Genomic DNA, 18,170 nt, shown 5'->3' with positions numbered 1-18,170 from the left:
GATGAACGCACCGCGAACACCGCACCTCGAAGAAGCCGAACAAGGCGCCACCACCCCGCAGGCCGACGCCGCCCTCTGGTACAAAGACGCGGTCATTTACCAGCTCAACGTCAAGGCCTTCTTCGATTCCAACGACGATGGCATGGGTGACTTCAAAGGCGTGGCCGCCAAACTGGATTACGTGAAAGACCTCGGCGTCAACACCATCTGGCTGATGCCCTTCTACCCCTCGCCCTTGCGCGACGATGGCTACGACATCTCCGGCTACGACGACATCCACCCGCAGTACGGCACGCTGGACGACTTCAAGCTGATGCTGGCCGAAGCGCACAAGCGCGACCTCAAGGTGATCACCGAGCTGGTCATCAACCACACCTCCGACCTGCACCCCTGGTTCGTGGCCGCGCGCCATGCGCCCCCCGGCTCGCCAGAGCGCGACTTCTATGTGTGGAGCGACACCGACCAGAAGTACCTCGGCACCCGCATCATTTTCACCGACACCGAAACGTCGAACTGGACCTGGGACCCGATCGCCAAGGCCTACTACTGGCACCGCTTCTTCAGCCACCAGCCTGACCTGAACTTCGACAACCCGCTGGTGCTGGAGGCCATCTTCAAGACCATGCGCTTCTGGCTGGACATGGGCGTCGATGGCTTCCGGCTTGATGCCATCCCCTACCTGATCGAGCGCGACGGCACCAACAACGAGAACCTGCCCGAGACGCACGGCATCATCAAGCAACTGCGCGCCGCCATCGACGCCAGCTACCAGAACCGCTTCCTGCTGGCCGAGGCCAACCAGTGGCCCGAAGACGTGCGCGACTACTTCGGCGATGGCGACGAGTGCCACGCGGCCTACCACTTCCCGCTGATGCCACGCATCTACATGGCCATCGCCCAGGAAGACCGCTTCCCGGTGACCGAGATCATGCAGCAGACGCCGGACATCCCCGACAGCTGCCAGTGGGCCATCTTTTTGCGCAACCACGACGAGCTCACGCTGGAGATGGTGACCAGCAAAGAGCGCGACTACATGTACAACACCTACGCGGCCGACCCGCGTGCGCGCATCAACCTGGGCATCCGCCGCCGCCTGGCGCCCCTGATGGAAAACAACATCGACACCATCAAGCTGATGAACAGCCTGCTGCTGTCGATGCGGGGTTCGCCCATCATCTATTACGGCGATGAACTGGGCATGGGTGACAACGTCTTCATCGGTGACCGCAACGGCGTGCGCACCCCCATGCAATGGAGCCCCGACCGCAACGCCGGCTTCTCGCGCGCCGACCCGCAGCGCCTGTACCTGCCGCCCATCATGGACGCGGTGTACGGCTACCAGGCCGTCAACGTCGAATCGCAGATGCGAGATCCATCGTCGCTGCTCAACTGGATGCGCCGCATGCTGGCCGTGCGCCAGACCAGCCAGGCCTTTGGACGCGGCGAACTCAACTTCCTCAAGCCGGGCAACCGCAAGGTGCTGGCTTATCTTCGTGAGCATGGGGACGACTCGATCCTGTGCGTGGCCAACCTCAGCCGTTCGGCCCAACCGGTCGAGCTCGACCTGTCGCGCTTCAAAGGCCGCGTGCCGGTCGAGATGCTGGGCCGCACCGCCTTCCCGCCCGTGGGCGACCTGCCCTACCTGCTCACCATCCCAGCCCATGGCTTCTACTGGTTCAAGCTGAGCACCGATGTCAGCGTGCCCAGTTGGCACCGCGAGCAAACAACTGCCGAAGAGTTGCCCGTGCTGGTGCTGTTCGATGGCTGGCTCAGCCTCTTCCGTGACCAGGTTGTGCCCTGGCGCATTGGCCTGGCCGTCAAGACCCGCGCCCAGTTTGAAAATCAAATGCTGCCGCGCTACATCGAGGCGCAACGCTGGTACGCCGCCAAAGGCTTGGCCATCAAAAGCGCGAGCATCGTTGATTCCGCCGTGTGGGAAGCAGGCCGCCACAGCTGGCTGCTGCCCATCGTGGACATTGATGGTGCGGGCCAGGATGGCTCCGCCTATTTTCTGCCCCTGGCCATGGCCTGGGAAGACAAGGACGAAGAGCGCATGCGCCACTTGGCGGTGTCCGCCGTGGCACGGGTGCGCCAGCAAGCCAGCGTGGGCCTGATGGCCGACGCCTTTGCCGACGAGGTGTTCTGCCGCGCACTGCTGCAAGCCATCGCCACCAACCAGACGCTGGACACCGACCAGGGCCAACTCCGCTTCCGTGCCACCGACCTGTTCAACGTCCTGGTCGGCGATGAGCTCAAAGCCCTGCCCATTGGCAAGCCACAAGCGCAAAGCAGCAACACCATCGTCACCGTGAACGAAAGGCTGTTCCTCAAAGGCTACCGCCGCATCCGTGTGGGCGTGAACCCGGAGGTGGAGATCGGCCGTTTCCTCAGCGAGGTTGCCCAATTCCCAAACTGCGTGCCCGTGGCCGGTGTGCTGGAGTACACCGCCAACAACGGCAACTTCATGACCTTGGCCATCGTGCAAGCCTATGTGCCCAACCAGGGCGATGGCTGGGCCTACACCACAGGCTACCTGCAGCGCTACCTGGAAATGCGCCGCACCAGCCTGGAGTCCGTGCCCGAAGGCGTGCACGGTGCCTACCTGGCCCTGGTCGACACCCTGGGCTTGCGAACTGCGCAGCTGCACCGGGCCTTTGCCCAACGCACGGGCGACCCGGCCTTCGAGCCCGAAGCCCTGACCGCTGCCGACCTGCAGGCCTACCGCCAGCACATCAGCACCGATGCCCGCTCCGTGCTCTTGCTGCTCGAGAACAGCCTGAGCCAGTTGGACACCGTCGAAGCCCAGCGCGAAGCCCACCAGGTGCTGGCTGCGCGCCACGACATCCAGCGGCGCATCGAACACTTCACCACCGGCACGCCCCACGCCCTCAAGACGCGCTTCCACGGCGATTTCCACCTCGCCCAGGTCCTGCTCACCAAGAACGATTTCGTCATCATCGACTTCGAAGGCGAACCGGGCCGCAGCTTCGCCGAGCGGCGCATCAAGCAATCGCCCTTGCGCGACGTGGCCAGCATGCTGCGCTCCTTCAGCTATGCCCGCGTGAGTGCACTGCGTGACTCGGCCATGAACGATGAAGAGCGGAACACGCTGGCGCCCTTCGCAGCCGAATGGGAAACCCAGGCCAGGCGCACCTTCCTGAGCGCCTATGCCCAGGCCACCCAAGTCGCTGGCCTGCACGAATCCCTGGAGGTGGGCCAAGGTTTGTTAGGCTTGTTCGAACTTGAAAAAGCACTGTACGAACTGCGCTATGAGCTGAACAATCGCCCCGACTGGGTGCGCATCCCGCTGCAGGGCATCCTCGGCATCCTCCAGATGCCGGGCTAGGAGAACCAATCCATGGAAAGAGTCGACGTGTACCTGGAACCTGTCAGGGCCTTCCTGTTTGAGCTGGGCGCCTTCCTGCCCCGCCTGGGCGTGGCCATCGTGGTCATGCTGCTGGGCATCCTGCTGGCCAAGGCCGCGCGCTTTGCCATCCAGCGCGGCCTGCGCGCCATCAACTTCCACATTCTGACCAAACGCTCGGGCATGGACAGCTTCCTCAAAAAAGGCGGCACCCTGATCGACACGGTGGAACTGTTCGGCCTGCTGGCTTACTGGCTGGTCATCCTGATCGCGCTGGTGGTGGCCTTCAATGGCTTGGGCCTGACCCACGTGACCGAATTGCTGGGCCGTGTGATGTGGTTCGTGCCCAAGGTCATCGTGGCGCTGTTGATCCTGGCCTTTGGCGCCTACTTTGCGCGCTTCGTGGCCAACGCCGTCTACACCTACTGCGAGAACGCCGACATCCGCGATGGCGACTCGCTGTCCCGGCTGGCCCGGTACGCCATCATGGCCTTTGTGGTGATGATCGCGCTGGACCAGATGGAAGTGGGCGGCACCATCATCCGCGATGCCTTCCTCATCGTGCTGGGCGGCATCGTCCTGGCCATCGCTTTGGCTTTCGGGCTGGGTGGGCGAGAATGGGCTGCGGCCCGCCTGGAAGAGTGGTGGCCCACCAGCAAGCGCGACAAGATTCCCTGATTCGCTGGCTTTTCTCAGGGTCGATCTGGTGCGCTTGGCCTCAACATGCTGATGTTGCAGCGTTGGAGACCACCATGAACGAAAGCCATTGCCTGGATCAAGAAACCTTGGTGAACCGCTGCACCCGCGAATCACTGGATTTGCTGCGACGCAACCTCACCCCACGCGGCATCCTGGCGGCCAGCCGCACCGAGGCCGCCGAAGCGCGCAGCTACACCCGCGTGTTTGGCCGCGATGCCGCCATTTGCGTGCTGGCCATGGCGGGCAGCGGCGATGCTGCGCTGGAGCAAGGCGCCGTGGCCAGCCTCGATTCGCTGGCCGAGTTGCAAGCCCGCAACGGCCAGATCCCCAAGTACGTGGACCCCGAAGGGCAGGACGCCGACTTCTGGTACCTGGGCTGCATCGACGCCACGCTTTGGTGGCTGATCGCGGTGGACCACGTGCGCCGCCACGGCCAGTTGCCGGGCATGGCCGAACGCTGGCAACCCCAGGTGGCCCTGGCCATCAACTGGCTGATGGCCCAAGAGCACCAGAAGTTCTTTTTGCTGCAGCAGAACGAGGCCAGCGACTGGGCCGACATCATGCCGCGCTCCGGCTTCGTGCTGTACACCAACGCCCTGTGGTACCGCGTCAAGCTGCTGTTCGAGCTGCCCCGCCTTGAAGAGACGCACTACCACTTCAACCACCTGTTCCACCCCTTCAAGCGCGACCTGCCCGAGTACCGCCGTGGCCGCCTGCTGAGCCACTACGCGCGGCGCGGCCAGCGCAACCCAGGCCTGTACCTCAGCTTCGTCAACCTGTCCTTCGTGGGCGACGAAGGCGATGTGTTTGGCAACATTTTGGCCGTGCTCTATGGCCTGGCGGGCGATTCGATGGCGCAAGAAGTCATGAAGACCTTGCAGACGGCGGAGGTGACCAATCCCTACCCAGCTCGTGCGGTGACCACCCCCATCGATACCGACCACGAACTGTGGCGCGCCTACATGGGCCGCCACCAGCAGAACCACCCGCACCAGTATCACAACGGCGGCATCTGGCCCTTCATCGGCGGCTTCTGGGCCCTGGCCCTGGCTGAGATGGGCAAGCGTGCACTGGCCGAGCAGGAATTGGCCAAGCTGGCCCACGTCAACAGCCTGGACGACTGGCGCTTCACCGAATGGTTCCATGGGCAAACGCTGAAACCCATGGGCATGGCGGGGCAGAGCTGGAATGCGGCGGCTTATTTGATGGCGCAGAAGGCTTTGGGCCAGCACCCCTGACGGCAGCCCCTCCTCCACATGCTGCGCCGCAGCAGCCACCATGACATACCTTATGACAAAGACGTTCATACGGCTGGGCCATAATCCAGCCCGATCACCTCTTCTGTCTGGCGCAGCTCAATTGACAGCTGCGCTTCATTCCAAGGATTCACCATGACCGACCAAGCCAACAACGGCCAACCCTCCTTCAACATCCAACGCATCTACCTGAAGGATCTGTCGCTGGAACAGCCCAACGCGCCCGCCATCCTGCTGGAGCAAGGCCAACCCCAGGTTGACGTGCAGCTCAACCTGAACGCCGAAGAAGTCAAGGACGGCCTGTTCGAGATCACCGTCACCGCCACGGTGACCACCAAGGTCAACGACAAGGTGCTGTTCCTGGTGGAAGCCAAGCAAGCCGGTCTTTTCGAGATCCGCAACGTGCCGCAAGAGCAGATGCAGCCCATCGTGGCCATCGCCTGCCCACAGATCGTGTACCCCTACCTGCGCGCCACCGTGGCCGACATCATCAACCGCACCGGCTTCCCGCCCGTGCACCTGACCGAAGTCAACTTCCAGGCCATGTACGAAGCCCAGTTGCAGCAAGCCGCTGCCGGTGCGCCTCAAGCCCTGAACTCCTGATCCTTTTGCCGGGATGAACCTCACGGTTCTGGGAGCGGGGGCCTGGGGCACGGCGCTGGCCATCAGCGCCGCCCGCCACAACCCCCATGTGCTGCTCTGGGCTCGCGACCAGGCCCAGGCGCGCGACATGCAGGCTGCGCGGCGCAATGCCCGCTACCTGCCGAATTCGCCCTTCCCCGACGCCCTGCGCGTGACGCACGACCTGAACGAGGCCGTGGTGCATTCGCGCGCACGGGGCCAGCATGGCGGCCTGGTGATCATCGGCACGCCCATGGCGGCGCTGGATGGCATGCTGCAATCCCTGCCTGCGGATGTGGCCGCGCTGTGGCTGTGCAAGGGCTTTGAAAAAGGCACCGGGCGCCTGGGCCACGAGATTGCGATGGCGCTGCGGCCGCATGCGCGCTGCGGCGTCTTGTCCGGGCCCAGCTTCGCCAACGAGGTCGCGGCCAATCAGCCCACCGCGCTGGTGGCCGCCAGTTTCGACACCACCCTGGGCGACCAGGCGGTGGCCGCCTTCCACAGCGACAGCCTGCGCGTCTACACCTCCAACGATCCGATCGGCGTCGAAGTGGGTGGCGCGGTCAAGAACGTGCTGGCGATTGCCACGGGCATCGTGGACGGCATGCAATTGGGCCTGAACGCCCGCGCAGCGCTGATCACGCGGGGCCTGGCCGAGATGACCCGCCTGGGCGTGGCCCTGGGCGCGCAAACCGACACCTTCATGGGCCTGTCAGGGCTGGGCGACCTGGTGCTGACCGCCACGGGCAACCTGTCTCGCAACCGCACGGTGGGCCTCAAGCTGGCCGAAGGCCTGCCCCTGGCGCAGATCCTGTCCGACCTGGGCCACGTGGCTGAAGGCGTTTACAGCGCCGCCACGGTGCTGCAGCGCGCCAAGGCCCTGGACGTGGCCATGCCCATCACCGAGGCCGTGGTGGCCGTGCTGGAAGGCCGCATCACGCCCGCCAAAGCCGTGGGAGCGCTGATGAGCCGCGAGGCCAAGGCCGAAACCGCGGGCGTGCGCGTTCAAACCCCGTTCGAATAACCGTTCTGGCGCCAGGCCTCGAACACGGCCACGGCCACGGCATTGCTGAGGTTCAGGCTGCGCTGCTCGGGCAGCATCGGCAGCCGCACGCGTTGGCTTTCGGGAAACTGCTCGCGCAGGGCCGGGTCCAGGCCACGCGTCTCGCAGCCAAACACCAGCCAATCGCCCGCTTGCCATTGGAAGTCACCCAGCAGGCGGCTGCCCCGCGTCGTGAAGGCAAACATGCGAGAGCGGTCGGGCTGCACGGCGTCGATGAAGGCCTGCCAGTGGGCGTGGCGGCGCACGGGGGCGTGCTCGTGGTAATCCAGGCCGGCGCGGCGCAGCAGCTTGTCGTCCATCGAAAACCCCAGGGGCTCGATGAGGTGCAACTCGCAGCCGGTGTTGGCCGCCAGGCGGATCACATTGCCGGTGTTGGGCGGGATTTCAGGTTCGACGAGGACGATGCGGAACATATGTCCGCGATTATCCACACGAGCCTATCCCCCGGTCGTTTGCTTGAAGGCCATCACGGCCTGGTTGCGCAGGGTGCGCAGCAACGACAGGTCTTTCTCGCTGATCTGCAGGCTGCCGGCCTGGGCCTTGTCGGCGTAGATCAGGCCCAGCACCATGTCCTTGCCCTGGTGCTTCATGGACATGGGCAGGAGCAAAAAGGTGGGCGCCTGAACGCGGTCGCGGAACCACACGGGCAGGCGGTTCAGGATGGCCTCGGCGCTGGCGTCGGAAATGAGCGTGTCGGCGCCCTTCAGGCTGACCGCCGTGAACAGATCGGCCTGCGCGCCGGGGGCCAGCTTCAAGGGGATCTGGAAAGCCGATTTCATGCCCTCGGCCCCATGGCCCAGGCCGATGCGGCCGATCAGTTGCATGGTCTTGGCATCGCGCATGCAGAAGATCACGCGGCGGCAATCGAGTGCGCGGTAGATCGTCTCGAGGATCATGCGCAGGATGTCGTTGAGCTTGAAGGAATCGACCATGGTGTTGGTGATGTCCTGGATGCCGCTGGTGAGCACATCGGCCGAGTTTTTAGCCATGACCACCTGGTCGCGGTCCAGCTCGCCTTCGGAGTCCGTGTGGGCCAGGCCCAGGGCCTCGGGGGCGGGGCCTTCGGTCTGGCCCGCGTTGGGCGCGTCCACGTAAAAATGGTCCAGCAAGCGTTCGGCCTGGGCATTCTTGGGCAACTCCAGCTTGAGTGCCTTGGTCAGCTCGGTCAGGCGTTTACGCGCGCGGGCTGCGGCTTCCTGCACGGCGTCGGGCTTGAGCTCAAGCGAAGCTGTGTACTTCTGGTTGAGGATGGTCAGGCGCTTGCCCAGCTCTTCGGGTGGCGAGAACAGCATGGCGTCGGCGGCCGCGTTGGCCAGCGTGGCCAGCCACGACTGGTGCTCGGGCTTGCCCAGCATGGAGCGGTTGGGCACGGTGCCGGTGGGCGCCTTCATGGTGTTCAGCAGGCGGTCGGGCAAGGTCCAGGTCTGGCCCACGGCCTGGCCCAGGTCCTCAAAAGGCATCCCCAGCACCTGGGCTGAAGCGGCCGCCTCGGTCATGCCGGCCGGGGTGCCGTCAGGCGCGGGGCGGGACAACTCGCGCACCTCCACGGCTTCATCAGGCAGGTAGAACTCGGCCAGCAGGCGGCCCAGGTTGCGGAACAGCGAGCCAATGAAGGCGTCTTCTGCATCGCGCGAATTGGTGCACAGCTCGCTGGCCAAGGTGCCGGCCATCACGGTGCGCAAGAACTCTTCCTTGAGCTGCTGGGCGTGCTTCTTGTCCTCCATGTGCTCGACGAGCATCAGGGACAGGGCCAGGTTGCGCACACCGGCCAGGCCGATCAGGGACACGGCCCGCGAAACGGTGCTGATGGCGTCGCCCCCACCGCGGCGGTAGTGTGGCGTGTTGATCAGGCGCAGCAGTTTCTGGGTCAGCGCAACGTCTTTGAGGATCTCGTCGCACAGGCCGCCCAGGCTTTCGTTTTCGGATTCAGACAGGGACTGGATGCGCGAGACCGAGGCCGACAAAGTCGGGAAATCGCTTTTGTGGCGCATGCGCCGCAGCAGGTAGTCCAGGGTGACGGCGGGGTTTTCACCAGAGACTTCAGGGGCAGACGGGGTGGCCGACATGGGGTGCGCGCAATCTTCAAGAGGATTTGCCTCATTGGACCCCAGCGCGACCAAGCCTAAACCTGGAAATATCGGACAGCCGGGGGCTTATTTCGAGCCTACCCGGGACTTGACCTGAGCCCCGCCCCGCCGTCAAGTGCAGCGAGGCGGAACCCTCACGCCGGTGTGGCGTCGGTCAGGTGCGCGCCGTGCAGCGCCTGGGCGCGCAAGCCTAGCAGTGCGCGGGCTTCCTGGGGCGAGGCGACCTCGCGGCCGGCGTTGCGGGCGCAGGCCGCCAGCGCTTCGATCAACTGGCCATTGCCGGTGGTGCGGGCGCCGCCGGGCAGGTAGAAGGTGTCCTCCACGCCGGTGCGCAGCATGCCGCCCAGGTCGGCCGTGGCCTGGTGCACCGGCCAGATCTCTTCGCGGCCAATCAGGGTGGTTTGCCACACGGTGCCGGGCTCGCGGTACTTGACCAGCAGTTTGAGCAAATCGGCGTCCACCGGCATCCCCGAGGCCACGCCCATCACGAAGTTGTACTCCAAGTGCTCCGTCATGCCCGCCTTGCGGAACATGCCCACCGACCGGACGATGCCCACGTCGAAGCATTCGAACTCGGGGCGGGTGTGCGTCTCGTGCATCACATCCAGCATGCCTTTGACCTTGTCCACCGTGTTGTCGAACAGCATGGGTGGCCAGGCCCACTGCCCGTTCTCCTTGATCTTCAGGTAGTTCAGGCTGCCCGCGTTGCAGGCGGCGATCTCGGGGCGCACACGGCGGATGCAGGCGACGGGGCCTGAGATGTCCTGGCCCACCACGCCCGTGGTCAAGTTGATGATGACGCCGGGGCAGGCTTCGCGGATGGCGGTGTCGATCTCAGCGGCAACCTCGGGATCCCACGATGGGAAGCGGCCCATGCCGGGCGTTTGCTGGCGAAGGTGCACGTGCATGATCGAGGCGCCGGCGTCGTAGGCCTCGCGCGCGGCAGCGGCCATTTCAGCGGCCGTGACTGGCACGGGGTGCTGCGTGGGGTCGGTCAACACGCCGGTGAGCGCGCAAGTGAGGATGGCTTTGTCCATCATGATTCCTTTGAGGTGTCGGTCAGGTCCAGCTCAAGGAGCAGGGCCTGGGATTGCACTTGCTCGCCCACGGCAACGTGAACGGCCTTGACCACGCCCGGCGCCTTCGCGCTGAGCCACATTTCCATCTTCATGGCCTCGACGCTGAGCAGCGGCTGGCCTTCGGTGACGGTGTCACCCGGCTTGACCAGCACCTGCGCCACGACGCCGGCCACGGGTGAGACCGCGCGGCTGGGGTCGTTGGCCACGTCCTTGCTGGGCCAGGGCGAGACTTCGGTGAAGACAAAGGTCGCGGCCTGGATGACCAGGTGCAGGGCCTTGTCCACCCAGACGGCCAGCAGGCGCTTGCGCACGCCGTCGATCTCGTAGCGCAGGGTGCCATCGTCGTGGCCGATGAGGCGCAGGCTGTGCGCAGTCGGGTCTTTGTCGATGCTCAGTGTGATGGCGCCTTGCGGACCCGGGCGGATGTGCAGGCGGTGTTGCACGCCATCGCAAGCGAGTTGCAGTTCGTAATCGGTGACGCTGGCCGACCGCAGGGTCTTGGCGGTGGCATCTTCACGGCCTTTGAGGGCGTGTGCGGCGGCGGCGATCAGCCAGGCCTCGTTGCTGGCCACCGGGCGGTCCAGGATGGGCTGTTGGTCCAGGCCCCACTGGTCAATCAGGGCCGTGGTCATGGCGCCATCGCGGAAAGCCTGGCTATCGATCAGGTCGCGCAGGAAACGGCTGTTGTTGCGCAGACCCAGCAGGGGCGCATCGTCCAACGTGGCAATCAGGCGGCGGATGGCGTCGTCGCGGTCACGACCATGCACGATGAGCTTGGCCACCATGGGATCGTAAAAGGGCGTGACTTCGCCGCCCTCGCGGATACCACCGTCGATGCGCACGCCCTCGTGCAGTGCGCGCTCGGGGCGCCACCAGCGGATCGGGCCCGTCTGCGGCGCGAAATCGGCGTAGGGGTCCTCGGTGTACAAGCGCGCTTCGATGGCGTGGCCCGTCAAGGTGATCTGATCCTGCGTGAGCGGCAAGGGTTGGCCCGCAGCCACGCGCAACTGCCACTCCACCAGGTCCAGGCCCGAGATCATTTCGGTGACGGGGTGCTCAACCTGCAGGCGCGTGTTCATCTCCAGGAAGTAGTAGTTCAGCTCGGCATCGACGATGAACTCGATGGTGCCCGCGCCCCGGTAGCCGATGGCCAATGCCGCGGCCACGGCATCGCGGCCCATGCTGGCGCGCATCTCGGGGCTGACGATGGGCGATGGCGCCTCTTCGATCACTTTCTGGCGGCGGCGCTGTGCGCTGCAATCGCGCTCGCCGATGTAGACGGCGTGGCCGTGCGCATCGGCAAACACCTGGATCTCGATGTGGCGGCCGTTCTCGATCAGGCGCTCCAGCATCAGGGTGCCGTCGCCAAAGGCGCTTAGCGCTTCGCGGCGGGCGCTGACGATGGCCTGTGCCAATTCATCTTTGGCGTGGACCAGACGCATGCCCCGGCCACCGCCGCCACTCACGGCCTTGACCAACAGGGGGTAACCCAGCTTTTCAGCCTCGTTGATCAGGTGCTGGTCATCCTGGTTCTCACCCAGGTAGCCGGGCGCGGTCGGCACCTTGGCCTCGATCATCAGCTTCTTGGCTCTGGCCTTGTCGCCCATGGCATGGATGGCTTGTGGCGGCGGTCCGATGAAGATCACGTTCGCGTCAAGGCAGGCTTGCGCGAAGGCTTCGTTCTCGGACAGGAAACCGTAGCCGGGGTGGATGGCGTCAGCGCCGGTCTTCTTCGCGGCATCGAGGATCGCATCAATGCGCAGGTAGGACTCGCTGGCGGCCGACCCACCGATGTGCACGGCCTCGTCGGCCAGGTCCACATGGGGCGCTTGCGCATCGGCATCGCTGTAGACGGCCACGGTGCGGTAGCCCAGCTTGCGCGCAGTACGAATCACGCGGCAGGCGATCTCGCCCCGGTTGGCGATCAGGATTTTGTTAAGCATGGTGTCTCGATCAATGACCTGTTCAGCTTGCTTGCAGAACCCAGTTGGGTTTGCGTTTCTGGATGAAGGCCGTCGTGCCCTCCACGCCTTCGGGGCTTTGCACGGCGCGCGAGAACATCGCGGCCGCGTCCTGGATCAGCTCCTGCGGCGGCTCGAAACGCGTGCGTGCCAGCAGGGTCTTGGTGGCGGCAATGGCACCCGGCGCGCAGCCCATGATGCGGTCGATGACCTGGCGCAAGGCGGCGTCCAGCGAGGCGGCATCGGCATGCACTTCGTGCACCAGGCGAATCACCAGGGCTTCGTCGGCCGAGACCTTGCCACCCGTCACCGACAGGCGCTTGGCCTCGGCATAACCGATGCGCTCGACCAGGAAGGGTGCGATCTGCGCCGGGATCACGCCCAGCGAGGTTTCGGGCAAGCGGAACACCGCATTGCCCAAAGCCAAGGTCACGTCGGACACGCAGGCCAGGCCGAAGCCACCGCCCATCACCGTGCCTTCCAGCACGGTGATGATGGGCAGGCTGGAGCGGGCATAGGCCAGGCACAAACGACCGAACTGCGCATTGACCTCGGCCGCAGCGTCCACACCCGGCTCGGGCAAGGCCATGCGGGCTTTGGCCATGTCCTGCAAATCACCACCGGCGCAGAAATGGCCGCCCGCACCGCGCAGCACCACCACGCGCACACCGGTGTCCTGCTCGGCCTGGGCCAGGGCCTGGATCAGTTCATTGACCATGGCCAGGGACATGGCGTTGCGCACTTCAGGGCGGTTGAGCGTGATGCTCAACACGCCGCCCGATTGCTGCAACAGCAGCGTGCTCATCGTGGAAGCGGTCGTCATGGCTTACTTGGCCTTCTTGGGCAAAGTGCCTTCAAGCTTGGCGATGATGCCCAGCATGATCTCGTCGGCGCCACCACCGATGGACACCAGTCGGCCATCACGGTAAGCCTGAGACACCGGGTTGTCCCAGGTAAAGCCCATGCCGCCCCAGTACTGCAGGCAGCTGTCGGCCACTTCGCGGATCAGCCGGCCGCACTTGAGCTTGGCCATCGAGGCCAGGCGGGTCACGTCGGCGCCACCAATGTATTCATCAACCGCGCGGTAGGTCAGCGAGCGCAGGCACTCGACTTCGGTGCGCAACTCGGCCAGGCGGAAGTGGATGACCTGGTTGTCGATCAGGGGCTTGCCAAAGGTGTTGCGTTCCTTGCAGTATTCAATCGTCTTATCGATCAGGTTGTCCAGCATCTTCAACGAGTTGGCAGCACCGTACAGACGCTCTTCCTGGAACTGCAGCATCTGCATCATGAAGCCAGTGCCTTCCACACCGATCAGGTTGCGCCTGGGCACGCGCACGTTGTCAAAAAAGATCTGAGCGGTGTCGGACGAGTTCATCCCAATCTTCTTGATCTTCTGCTTCTCGATGCCCTTGGCATCCATCGGCACGATGATCAGCGACTTGTTGGCGTGGACCTTGCCCTCCGACGTGTTGGCCAGCAAGCAGCACCAGTCGGCCTGCATGGCATTGGTGATCCACATCTTCGAGCCATTGATGACGTAGTCGTCGCCGTCGGTGCGGGCCGTGGTCTTCAGCGCGGCCACATCAGAGCCGCCACCGGCTTCGCTCACCCCGATGCAGCCGACCATGTCGCCCGCGATCGCAGGCGCCAGGTATTCCTTCTTCAACTCGTCAGAGCCAAAGCGGGCCAGGGCCGGGGTGCACATGTCGGTCTGCACGCCAATGGCCATGGGCACGCCGCCACAAGGGATCGCGCCCAGGGTCTCGGCCACCACCATCGAATACGAGAAGTCCAGGCCCATGCCGCCGTAGGCCGGGTCGTACTTCACGCCCAATAAGCCCAAGTTACCCATCTTCTTGAAAACCTCATGCGCGGGGAAGATTTCGGCGGCTTCCCACTCCTTGACGTGCGGGTTGATCTCTTGCTCGCAGAAGCGTTTGACGGTGTCGGCCAGCTGGATGTGTTCGGGGGTGAATTTCATGATCTTGTGTCTCCTCGGATGAAGGCTTACAGGCGTGCCACGCCAAAGGTGTTCGAGTTCAAGCTGCGTTGCGCGGCTTCCTTGACCAGGTCCAGGCACATCGACAGCACGCGGCGTGTGTCGCGTGGATCGATGATCCCGTCGTCCCACAGGCGGGCCGTGCCAAACAGGGCGGCCGACTCCTCATCCAGCCGGTCGCGCAAGACATCGGACATGCCCTTGAGCATGTCTTCGTTGACCGGGTGGCCGGCACGCTCCAGCTTGCTGCGGGTCAGGATGTCCATCACCTTGGCCGCTTGCGCGCCGCCCATCACCGCCGTGCGCGCCGAGGGCCACGAGAAGATGAAGCGTGGATCGAAGCCCCGACCGCACATGCCGTAGTTGCCCGCGCCAAACGAGCCACCCAGCACGATGGTCAGCTTGGCCACGCGGGCATTGGCCACGGCCTGGATCATCTTGGCGCCATGCTTGATGGCGCCGGCGCGCTCGGCCGCCGAGCCCACCATGTAGCCCGTGGTGTTCTGCAAGAACAGCAAAGGCGTGCCGCTCTGGTCGCACAGTTGGATGAACTGCGCCGCCTTGGTCGAGCCATTGGGCTGGATGGGGCCGTTGTTGCCCAGGATGCCGATCAGGTGCCCATTGATGCGGGCATGGCCGCACAAGGTTTCGGGCGCCAGGTTGGCTTTGAATTCGAGGAAGTCGGAGCCATCGACGATGCGGGCGATGACCTCACGCGTGTCGAAGGGCTCGCGGTCATCGGCGGGGATGCAGCCCAGCAGTTCTTCTTCATCGAACAAGGGCGCGGGCACCGCCACGGCGGCAGGCACGCTGTCCCATTGCAGTTTGTCGACCAACTCGCGGCACAGGGCCAGCGCGTGCGCGTCATCTTCGCTCAGGTACTCGCCCAGGCCGGTCACTTCGGCGTGCATCTGCGCGCCACCCAGGGCCTCGTCGGTCGTGTCTTCGCCAATCGCGGCCTTCACCAATGGCGGCCCTGCCAGGTAGATGCTGGAGCGATCGCGCACCAGGATCACGTAGTCCGACAAGCCCGGCAAGTAAGCCCCACCCGCCGTGGACGAACCATGCACCACCGCAATTTGCGGGATGCCCATGGCCGACAACCTTGCCTGGTTGGCAAAGCTTCGCCCACCTTCCACAAAGATCTCGCTCTGGTACATCAGGTTGGCGCCGCCGCTCTCCACCAGGCAGATGATGGGCAGCTTGTTTTCTCGCGCGATCTCTTGCGCGCGCAACGCCTTCTTCAAGCCCATGGGCGAGACCGTGCCGCCCTTGAGCGCACTGTCGCTGGCGGTGACCAGGCAGCGCTTGCCGCCCACCAGGCCGATGCCGATGATGGTGCCGCCGCCCAGCACGTTCTTCTTGCCGTCGTCGTCGTGCATGCGCAGGCCGGCGAGCGTGCTCAATTCAAGGAAGGGCGAATCGCGATCGAGCAAACGGGCCACGCGCTCACGCGGCAGCAACTGCCCCCGCTTGTCGAACTTGTCGCGCTTGGCGGCCGATTCGCGGCGCACCTGCGCTTCCAGCGCCTGCACCTCGGCCAGGCGCTCGCTCATCCGCTTCACATTGTTCTGAAAGGCCTCGGCCTTGGGGTTCAAGGCGGAACGCAGAGCTGGCATGTCAGGCTTTCCCGTTCTTGGATGGATCTTGGGCGTCTTGCGCGGCGATGTCCTGCAGCACCTTGGGCACGCTGGACCGGTGGAAGCCATCGAAGGCTGGCGCTGGCTGACCGCCCATCGAGGGCCAGGTAGCGCTGTGCAAAGGCGCGCCACCATCGATCGGCAAGGTGATACCGGTGATGAAGGTCGAGCCCGGGCTCAGCAAGAAGCAGATGGCGGCACTGACTTCAGCCTCTAGGCCCATGCGCCGCATCGGCAGGTTGTCTTTCAGGCCGCGGATGACTGGCGCCATGGCCGGACCATACGCGTCCATACCGCTGGAGGCAATCCAGCCCGGCGCCACCGCGTTCACGCGCACCCGCGCGCCTGCCCATTCAAAGGCCGCCGTCTTGGTCAGGTTGACCATGCCCGCGCGCGCCGCGCCTGAATGCGCCATGCCCGGCATGCCGTTCCACATGTCGGCCGTCATGTTGACGATGGCGCCGCCGTGCTTCTGCATGGACTGCAGGTACACCTCGCGCGCCATCAGGAAACCGCCGGTCAGGTTGTTGGCCACCACGGCTTCGAAACCGCGCTTGGAGATGGCCTCCATCGGCGAAGGAAACTGCCCGCCCGCGTTGTTGACCAGGCCATGGATGCGGCCGTGCTTGGCCACGATCTCCTTCACCGCGTTCTTGACCGCTTCGTCGTCGCGGATGTCGAAGGCGATGGCATCGACCTTGCCGCCATCTTCCAGGATCTCGGCCTTGACCTTGTCCAGCTTTTCAACACTGCGGCCCGTGATGACCACGGTGGCGCCCAAGGCTGCCAGCTCGTGCGCCACGCAGCGCCCAATGCCACTGCCCCCACCCGTGATGACGTGCACCTCGCCCTGGAACAAGCCGGGCTTGAGAACGCTGTCGTAGCGATGAGGCTTCGGGGAATGGGCGTCGGCAGAGTGCGTCATGACCTGGGCTGGTGTTGAGGGATCAGCACAAACTGTAGGCCATGTTGACGTTAACGTCAATCAACTACACCATTGGGTAATCCCTCGAACCCATGGGGAAGGCATCGTCCATAATGCGGGGATGACGGAAGACAAGACCCTTGGCGACAGCGAGGCCCTGATGGGCATCGCCGAGATGTGCGCGGCCTTCGAGGTCTCGCCCCGAACCCTGCGCTTTTACGAAACCAAGGGTTTGCTGGCGCCGCGCCGCCTCAATGGCACGCGGGTTTATTCCAAAGTCGATCGAGCCCGCTTGTCGCGCATCCTGCGCGCCAAATCACTGGGCATGCCGCTGTCAGAAGTGAAAACCTACCTGGACATGTACGGCGACCAAGGTGAGGGCCGCGTGCAGCAGCTCACCTACGTGATCGAAACCACGGATGCGGCCATCCGCGATCTGGAAGCCAAGCGCGCCGAGATCGACACCTCGCTGGCCGAATTGCGGCTGATCAACGAGCGCAGCCGCCAGATGCTGGACAGCAAGCGCGCGTCAAAAGCCAAGCCACGCTGATCGCCCCGATCAGCAGCCTTCGGCGCAACGCGCCCGGGCCAGGATGGTGCGCGCCATCACCTCGGCATCCGAACTGGCCTGCAAGGGCGAGCGGCACAGGCCGGCACGTTCGTAATTCACGTTCTCGTACAGTTCGGCCGTGGCCGGAAACGCGTCCAGCAAAGCTTGCAGCGACACGCCCGGCCCGGCGGTGCGCAAGGCCTCGCCCAGGCGCAATGTCAGTTGCTGGTATTGCTGCGGGCTGACCGACGTGAAGCCGCGTTCGACGCGCTCCAGCGCATAGGCCAATGTTTCGATGATCGACAACTGGGCGGAACCGGCCTGGGGGGATGGCTGAGTCATGACGGACAACTCCTGTTCGACAACGTGCGAAGGCACCACCAGCATATCGGGACGGAAAGGCCAGGATCAAGCCCCGTTTTCCCCACCCGTCAACCCGTGTGTAAAAGGTGCAGGTTAAAACAGCGTCAATAAGCTTTCACATCAAAGGCTTTCACTGTGGTGAAAGGCACCTTGGGCGAGGACTGGAATTTCCAGACACCGTCTGGCTCGATGTTGCTCGCGCGCGTTTCCGCATTGCCCACCAAATTGCCTTGGGCGTCGTACAGGTTGAACTGGATCACCGCTTCCTTGATGACACGACCCGCCGTGTTGCGAGCTTCGCCCGTGAAGGAGCTGGTGGGCGCACCGGCGATCACCTCCAGCGACCTGATCTGCAGCGACTCATTGCTTTGCGCCATGGCCCCCATGGCGCCCATGACCAATGCACTGGCCGTTATCCATTTTTTCAACATGATCAACCCCATGATTGCTGCGATGCCTTGAAAGTGCAATCAACGTGCCCGTAAAGCCCCCTGCGGCCAAACCAAAAGGCCTGGGCCGACTTGCATCGGCCCAGGCCACAGAAAAGCCACGATAACTGGGGA

The 18,170-nt window shown here is 64.4% G+C and carries 16 protein-coding genes; 6 read left to right on the top strand and 10 right to left on the bottom strand.

Features of this window, described 5'->3' with window-relative positions; genetic code table 11:
• Position 1 precedes the first annotated feature (1 nt).
• The 5 genes from treS (at position 2) to Q7V20_RS11925 (ending at position 6,964) form a co-directional block, all read left to right on the top strand.
• On the top strand, positions 2 to 3,346 hold the full coding sequence (gene treS / locus Q7V20_RS11945; protein ID WP_304791067.1) for a maltose alpha-D-glucosyltransferase: 3,345 nt from the start codon (positions 2 to 4) through the stop codon (positions 3,344 to 3,346).
• Positions 3,347 to 3,358: 12 nt separating this feature from the next.
• Complete coding sequence (locus Q7V20_RS11940; protein ID WP_304791064.1) at positions 3,359 to 4,042, top strand: hypothetical protein; 684 nt, start codon at positions 3,359 to 3,361, stop codon at positions 4,040 to 4,042.
• Positions 4,043 to 4,116: 74 nt separating this feature from the next.
• Positions 4,117 to 5,301, top strand: coding sequence for an amylo-alpha-1,6-glucosidase (locus Q7V20_RS11935; RefSeq protein WP_304791061.1), 1,185 nt, complete (start codon positions 4,117 to 4,119; stop codon positions 5,299 to 5,301).
• A gap of 153 nt (positions 5,302 to 5,454) precedes the next feature.
• The gene (gene secB, locus Q7V20_RS11930) at positions 5,455 to 5,922 is read left to right on the top strand and encodes a protein-export chaperone SecB (protein ID WP_304791058.1); all 468 of its coding nucleotides are present in this window, start codon (positions 5,455 to 5,457) and stop codon (positions 5,920 to 5,922) included.
• Between the two features lie 13 nt (positions 5,923 to 5,935).
• Positions 5,936 to 6,964: an NAD(P)H-dependent glycerol-3-phosphate dehydrogenase gene (locus tag Q7V20_RS11925; protein WP_304791055.1), complete on the top strand. Its 1,029-nt coding sequence runs from the start codon at positions 5,936 to 5,938 to the stop codon at positions 6,962 to 6,964.
• Here Q7V20_RS11925 and trmL read toward each other — a convergent pair.
• The 8 genes from trmL to Q7V20_RS11885 all read right to left on the bottom strand — a co-directional run bounded on the left by trmL (position 6,946) and on the right by Q7V20_RS11885 (position 16,694).
• Positions 6,946 to 7,416, bottom strand: coding sequence for a tRNA (uridine(34)/cytosine(34)/5-carboxymethylaminomethyluridine(34)-2'-O)-methyltransferase TrmL (gene trmL / locus Q7V20_RS11920; protein WP_304791053.1), 471 nt, complete (start codon positions 7,414 to 7,416; stop codon positions 6,946 to 6,948). The two genes, Q7V20_RS11925 and trmL, sit on opposite strands and share 19 nt — an antisense overlap.
• A gap of 24 nt (positions 7,417 to 7,440) precedes the next feature.
• The gene (locus Q7V20_RS11915) at positions 7,441 to 9,069 is read right to left on the bottom strand and encodes an HDOD domain-containing protein (protein WP_304791050.1); all 1,629 of its coding nucleotides are present in this window, start codon (positions 9,067 to 9,069) and stop codon (positions 7,441 to 7,443) included.
• Between the two features lie 155 nt (positions 9,070 to 9,224).
• Positions 9,225 to 10,130 carry a 3-keto-5-aminohexanoate cleavage protein gene (locus tag Q7V20_RS11910; protein WP_304791047.1) on the bottom strand — a complete coding sequence of 302 codons (906 nt, stop codon included), beginning with the start codon at positions 10,128 to 10,130 and terminating at the stop codon, positions 9,225 to 9,227.
• Positions 10,127 to 12,112 (bottom strand): acetyl/propionyl/methylcrotonyl-CoA carboxylase subunit alpha, encoded by a 1,986-nt coding sequence (locus Q7V20_RS11905; RefSeq protein ID WP_304791044.1) that lies wholly within the window; start codon positions 12,110 to 12,112, stop codon positions 10,127 to 10,129. The genes Q7V20_RS11910 and Q7V20_RS11905 overlap by 4 nt, the downstream gene beginning before the upstream one ends.
• 22 nt (positions 12,113 to 12,134) lie before the next feature.
• The gene (locus tag Q7V20_RS11900; protein ID WP_304791042.1) at positions 12,135 to 12,953 is read right to left on the bottom strand and encodes an enoyl-CoA hydratase/isomerase family protein; all 819 of its coding nucleotides are present in this window, start codon (positions 12,951 to 12,953) and stop codon (positions 12,135 to 12,137) included.
• Positions 12,954 to 12,956: 3 nt separating this feature from the next.
• Positions 12,957 to 14,111, bottom strand: a complete 1,155-nt coding sequence (locus tag Q7V20_RS11895) for an acyl-CoA dehydrogenase family protein (protein ID WP_304791040.1) — start codon at positions 14,109 to 14,111, stop codon at positions 12,957 to 12,959.
• 26 nt (positions 14,112 to 14,137) lie between these two features.
• Positions 14,138 to 15,748 carry an acyl-CoA carboxylase subunit beta gene (locus tag Q7V20_RS11890; RefSeq protein ID WP_304791037.1) on the bottom strand — a complete coding sequence of 537 codons (1,611 nt, stop codon included), beginning with the start codon at positions 15,746 to 15,748 and terminating at the stop codon, positions 14,138 to 14,140.
• 1 nt (position 15,749) lies between these two features.
• The gene (locus Q7V20_RS11885; protein ID WP_304791036.1) at positions 15,750 to 16,694 is read right to left on the bottom strand and encodes an SDR family oxidoreductase; all 945 of its coding nucleotides are present in this window, start codon (positions 16,692 to 16,694) and stop codon (positions 15,750 to 15,752) included.
• A 121-nt stretch (positions 16,695 to 16,815) separates the two neighbouring features.
• Between Q7V20_RS11885 and Q7V20_RS11880 the strand changes: the two genes are divergently transcribed.
• On the top strand, positions 16,816 to 17,244 hold the full coding sequence (locus tag Q7V20_RS11880; RefSeq protein ID WP_304791033.1) for a MerR family DNA-binding transcriptional regulator: 429 nt from the start codon (positions 16,816 to 16,818) through the stop codon (positions 17,242 to 17,244).
• Between the two features lie 9 nt (positions 17,245 to 17,253).
• Here the strand turns inward: Q7V20_RS11880 and Q7V20_RS11875 are convergent, their stop codons facing one another.
• Positions 17,254 to 17,586 (bottom strand): hypothetical protein, encoded by a 333-nt coding sequence (locus Q7V20_RS11875; RefSeq protein WP_304791030.1) that lies wholly within the window; start codon positions 17,584 to 17,586, stop codon positions 17,254 to 17,256.
• A 125-nt stretch (positions 17,587 to 17,711) separates the two neighbouring features.
• A complete protein-coding gene (locus Q7V20_RS11870) occupies positions 17,712 to 18,038 on the bottom strand; it encodes an FxLYD domain-containing protein (RefSeq protein ID WP_304791027.1) in 327 nt (108 codons plus the stop codon).
• Between the last annotated feature and the right edge of the window lie 132 nt (positions 18,039 to 18,170).

Origin of the sequence: Aquabacterium sp. (assembly GCF_030652515.1) — a bacterium.
In the GTDB taxonomy this organism is placed as follows: domain Bacteria; phylum Pseudomonadota; class Gammaproteobacteria; order Burkholderiales; family Burkholderiaceae_C; genus Aquabacterium.
This window is presented reverse-complemented; position numbering and strand designations above follow the sequence as displayed.

Excerpts from the sequence above, each read along its gene's own strand:
- trmL (WP_304791053.1), bottom strand. The coding sequence starts at position 7,416 with ATGTTCCGCATCGTCCTCGTCGAACCTGAAATCCCGCCCAACACCGGC.
- Q7V20_RS11900 (WP_304791042.1), bottom strand. The coding sequence starts at position 12,953 with ATGACGACCGCTTCCACGATGAGCACGCTGCTGTTGCAGCAATCGGGC.
- Q7V20_RS11870 (WP_304791027.1), bottom strand. The coding sequence starts at position 18,038 with ATGTTGAAAAAATGGATAACGGCCAGTGCATTGGTCATGGGCGCCATG.
- Q7V20_RS11875 (WP_304791030.1), bottom strand. The coding sequence starts at position 17,586 with ATGACTCAGCCATCCCCCCAGGCCGGTTCCGCCCAGTTGTCGATCATC.
- Q7V20_RS11940 (WP_304791064.1), top strand. The coding sequence starts at position 3,359 with ATGGAAAGAGTCGACGTGTACCTGGAACCTGTCAGGGCCTTCCTGTTT.
- secB (WP_304791058.1), top strand. The coding sequence starts at position 5,455 with ATGACCGACCAAGCCAACAACGGCCAACCCTCCTTCAACATCCAACGC.
- Q7V20_RS11880 (WP_304791033.1), top strand. The coding sequence starts at position 16,816 with ATGACGGAAGACAAGACCCTTGGCGACAGCGAGGCCCTGATGGGCATC.
- Q7V20_RS11895 (WP_304791040.1), bottom strand. The coding sequence starts at position 14,111 with ATGAAATTCACCCCCGAACACATCCAGCTGGCCGACACCGTCAAACGC.
- Q7V20_RS11910 (WP_304791047.1), bottom strand. The coding sequence starts at position 10,130 with ATGATGGACAAAGCCATCCTCACTTGCGCGCTCACCGGCGTGTTGACC.
- Q7V20_RS11915 (WP_304791050.1), bottom strand. The coding sequence starts at position 9,069 with ATGTCGGCCACCCCGTCTGCCCCTGAAGTCTCTGGTGAAAACCCCGCC.
- Q7V20_RS11905 (WP_304791044.1), bottom strand. The coding sequence starts at position 12,112 with ATGCTTAACAAAATCCTGATCGCCAACCGGGGCGAGATCGCCTGCCGC.
- Q7V20_RS11925 (WP_304791055.1), top strand. The coding sequence starts at position 5,936 with ATGAACCTCACGGTTCTGGGAGCGGGGGCCTGGGGCACGGCGCTGGCC.
- Q7V20_RS11935 (WP_304791061.1), top strand. The coding sequence starts at position 4,117 with ATGAACGAAAGCCATTGCCTGGATCAAGAAACCTTGGTGAACCGCTGC.
- Q7V20_RS11885 (WP_304791036.1), bottom strand. The coding sequence starts at position 16,694 with ATGACGCACTCTGCCGACGCCCATTCCCCGAAGCCTCATCGCTACGAC.
- treS (WP_304791067.1), top strand. The coding sequence starts at position 2 with ATGAACGCACCGCGAACACCGCACCTCGAAGAAGCCGAACAAGGCGCC.
- Q7V20_RS11890 (WP_304791037.1), bottom strand. The coding sequence starts at position 15,748 with ATGCCAGCTCTGCGTTCCGCCTTGAACCCCAAGGCCGAGGCCTTTCAG.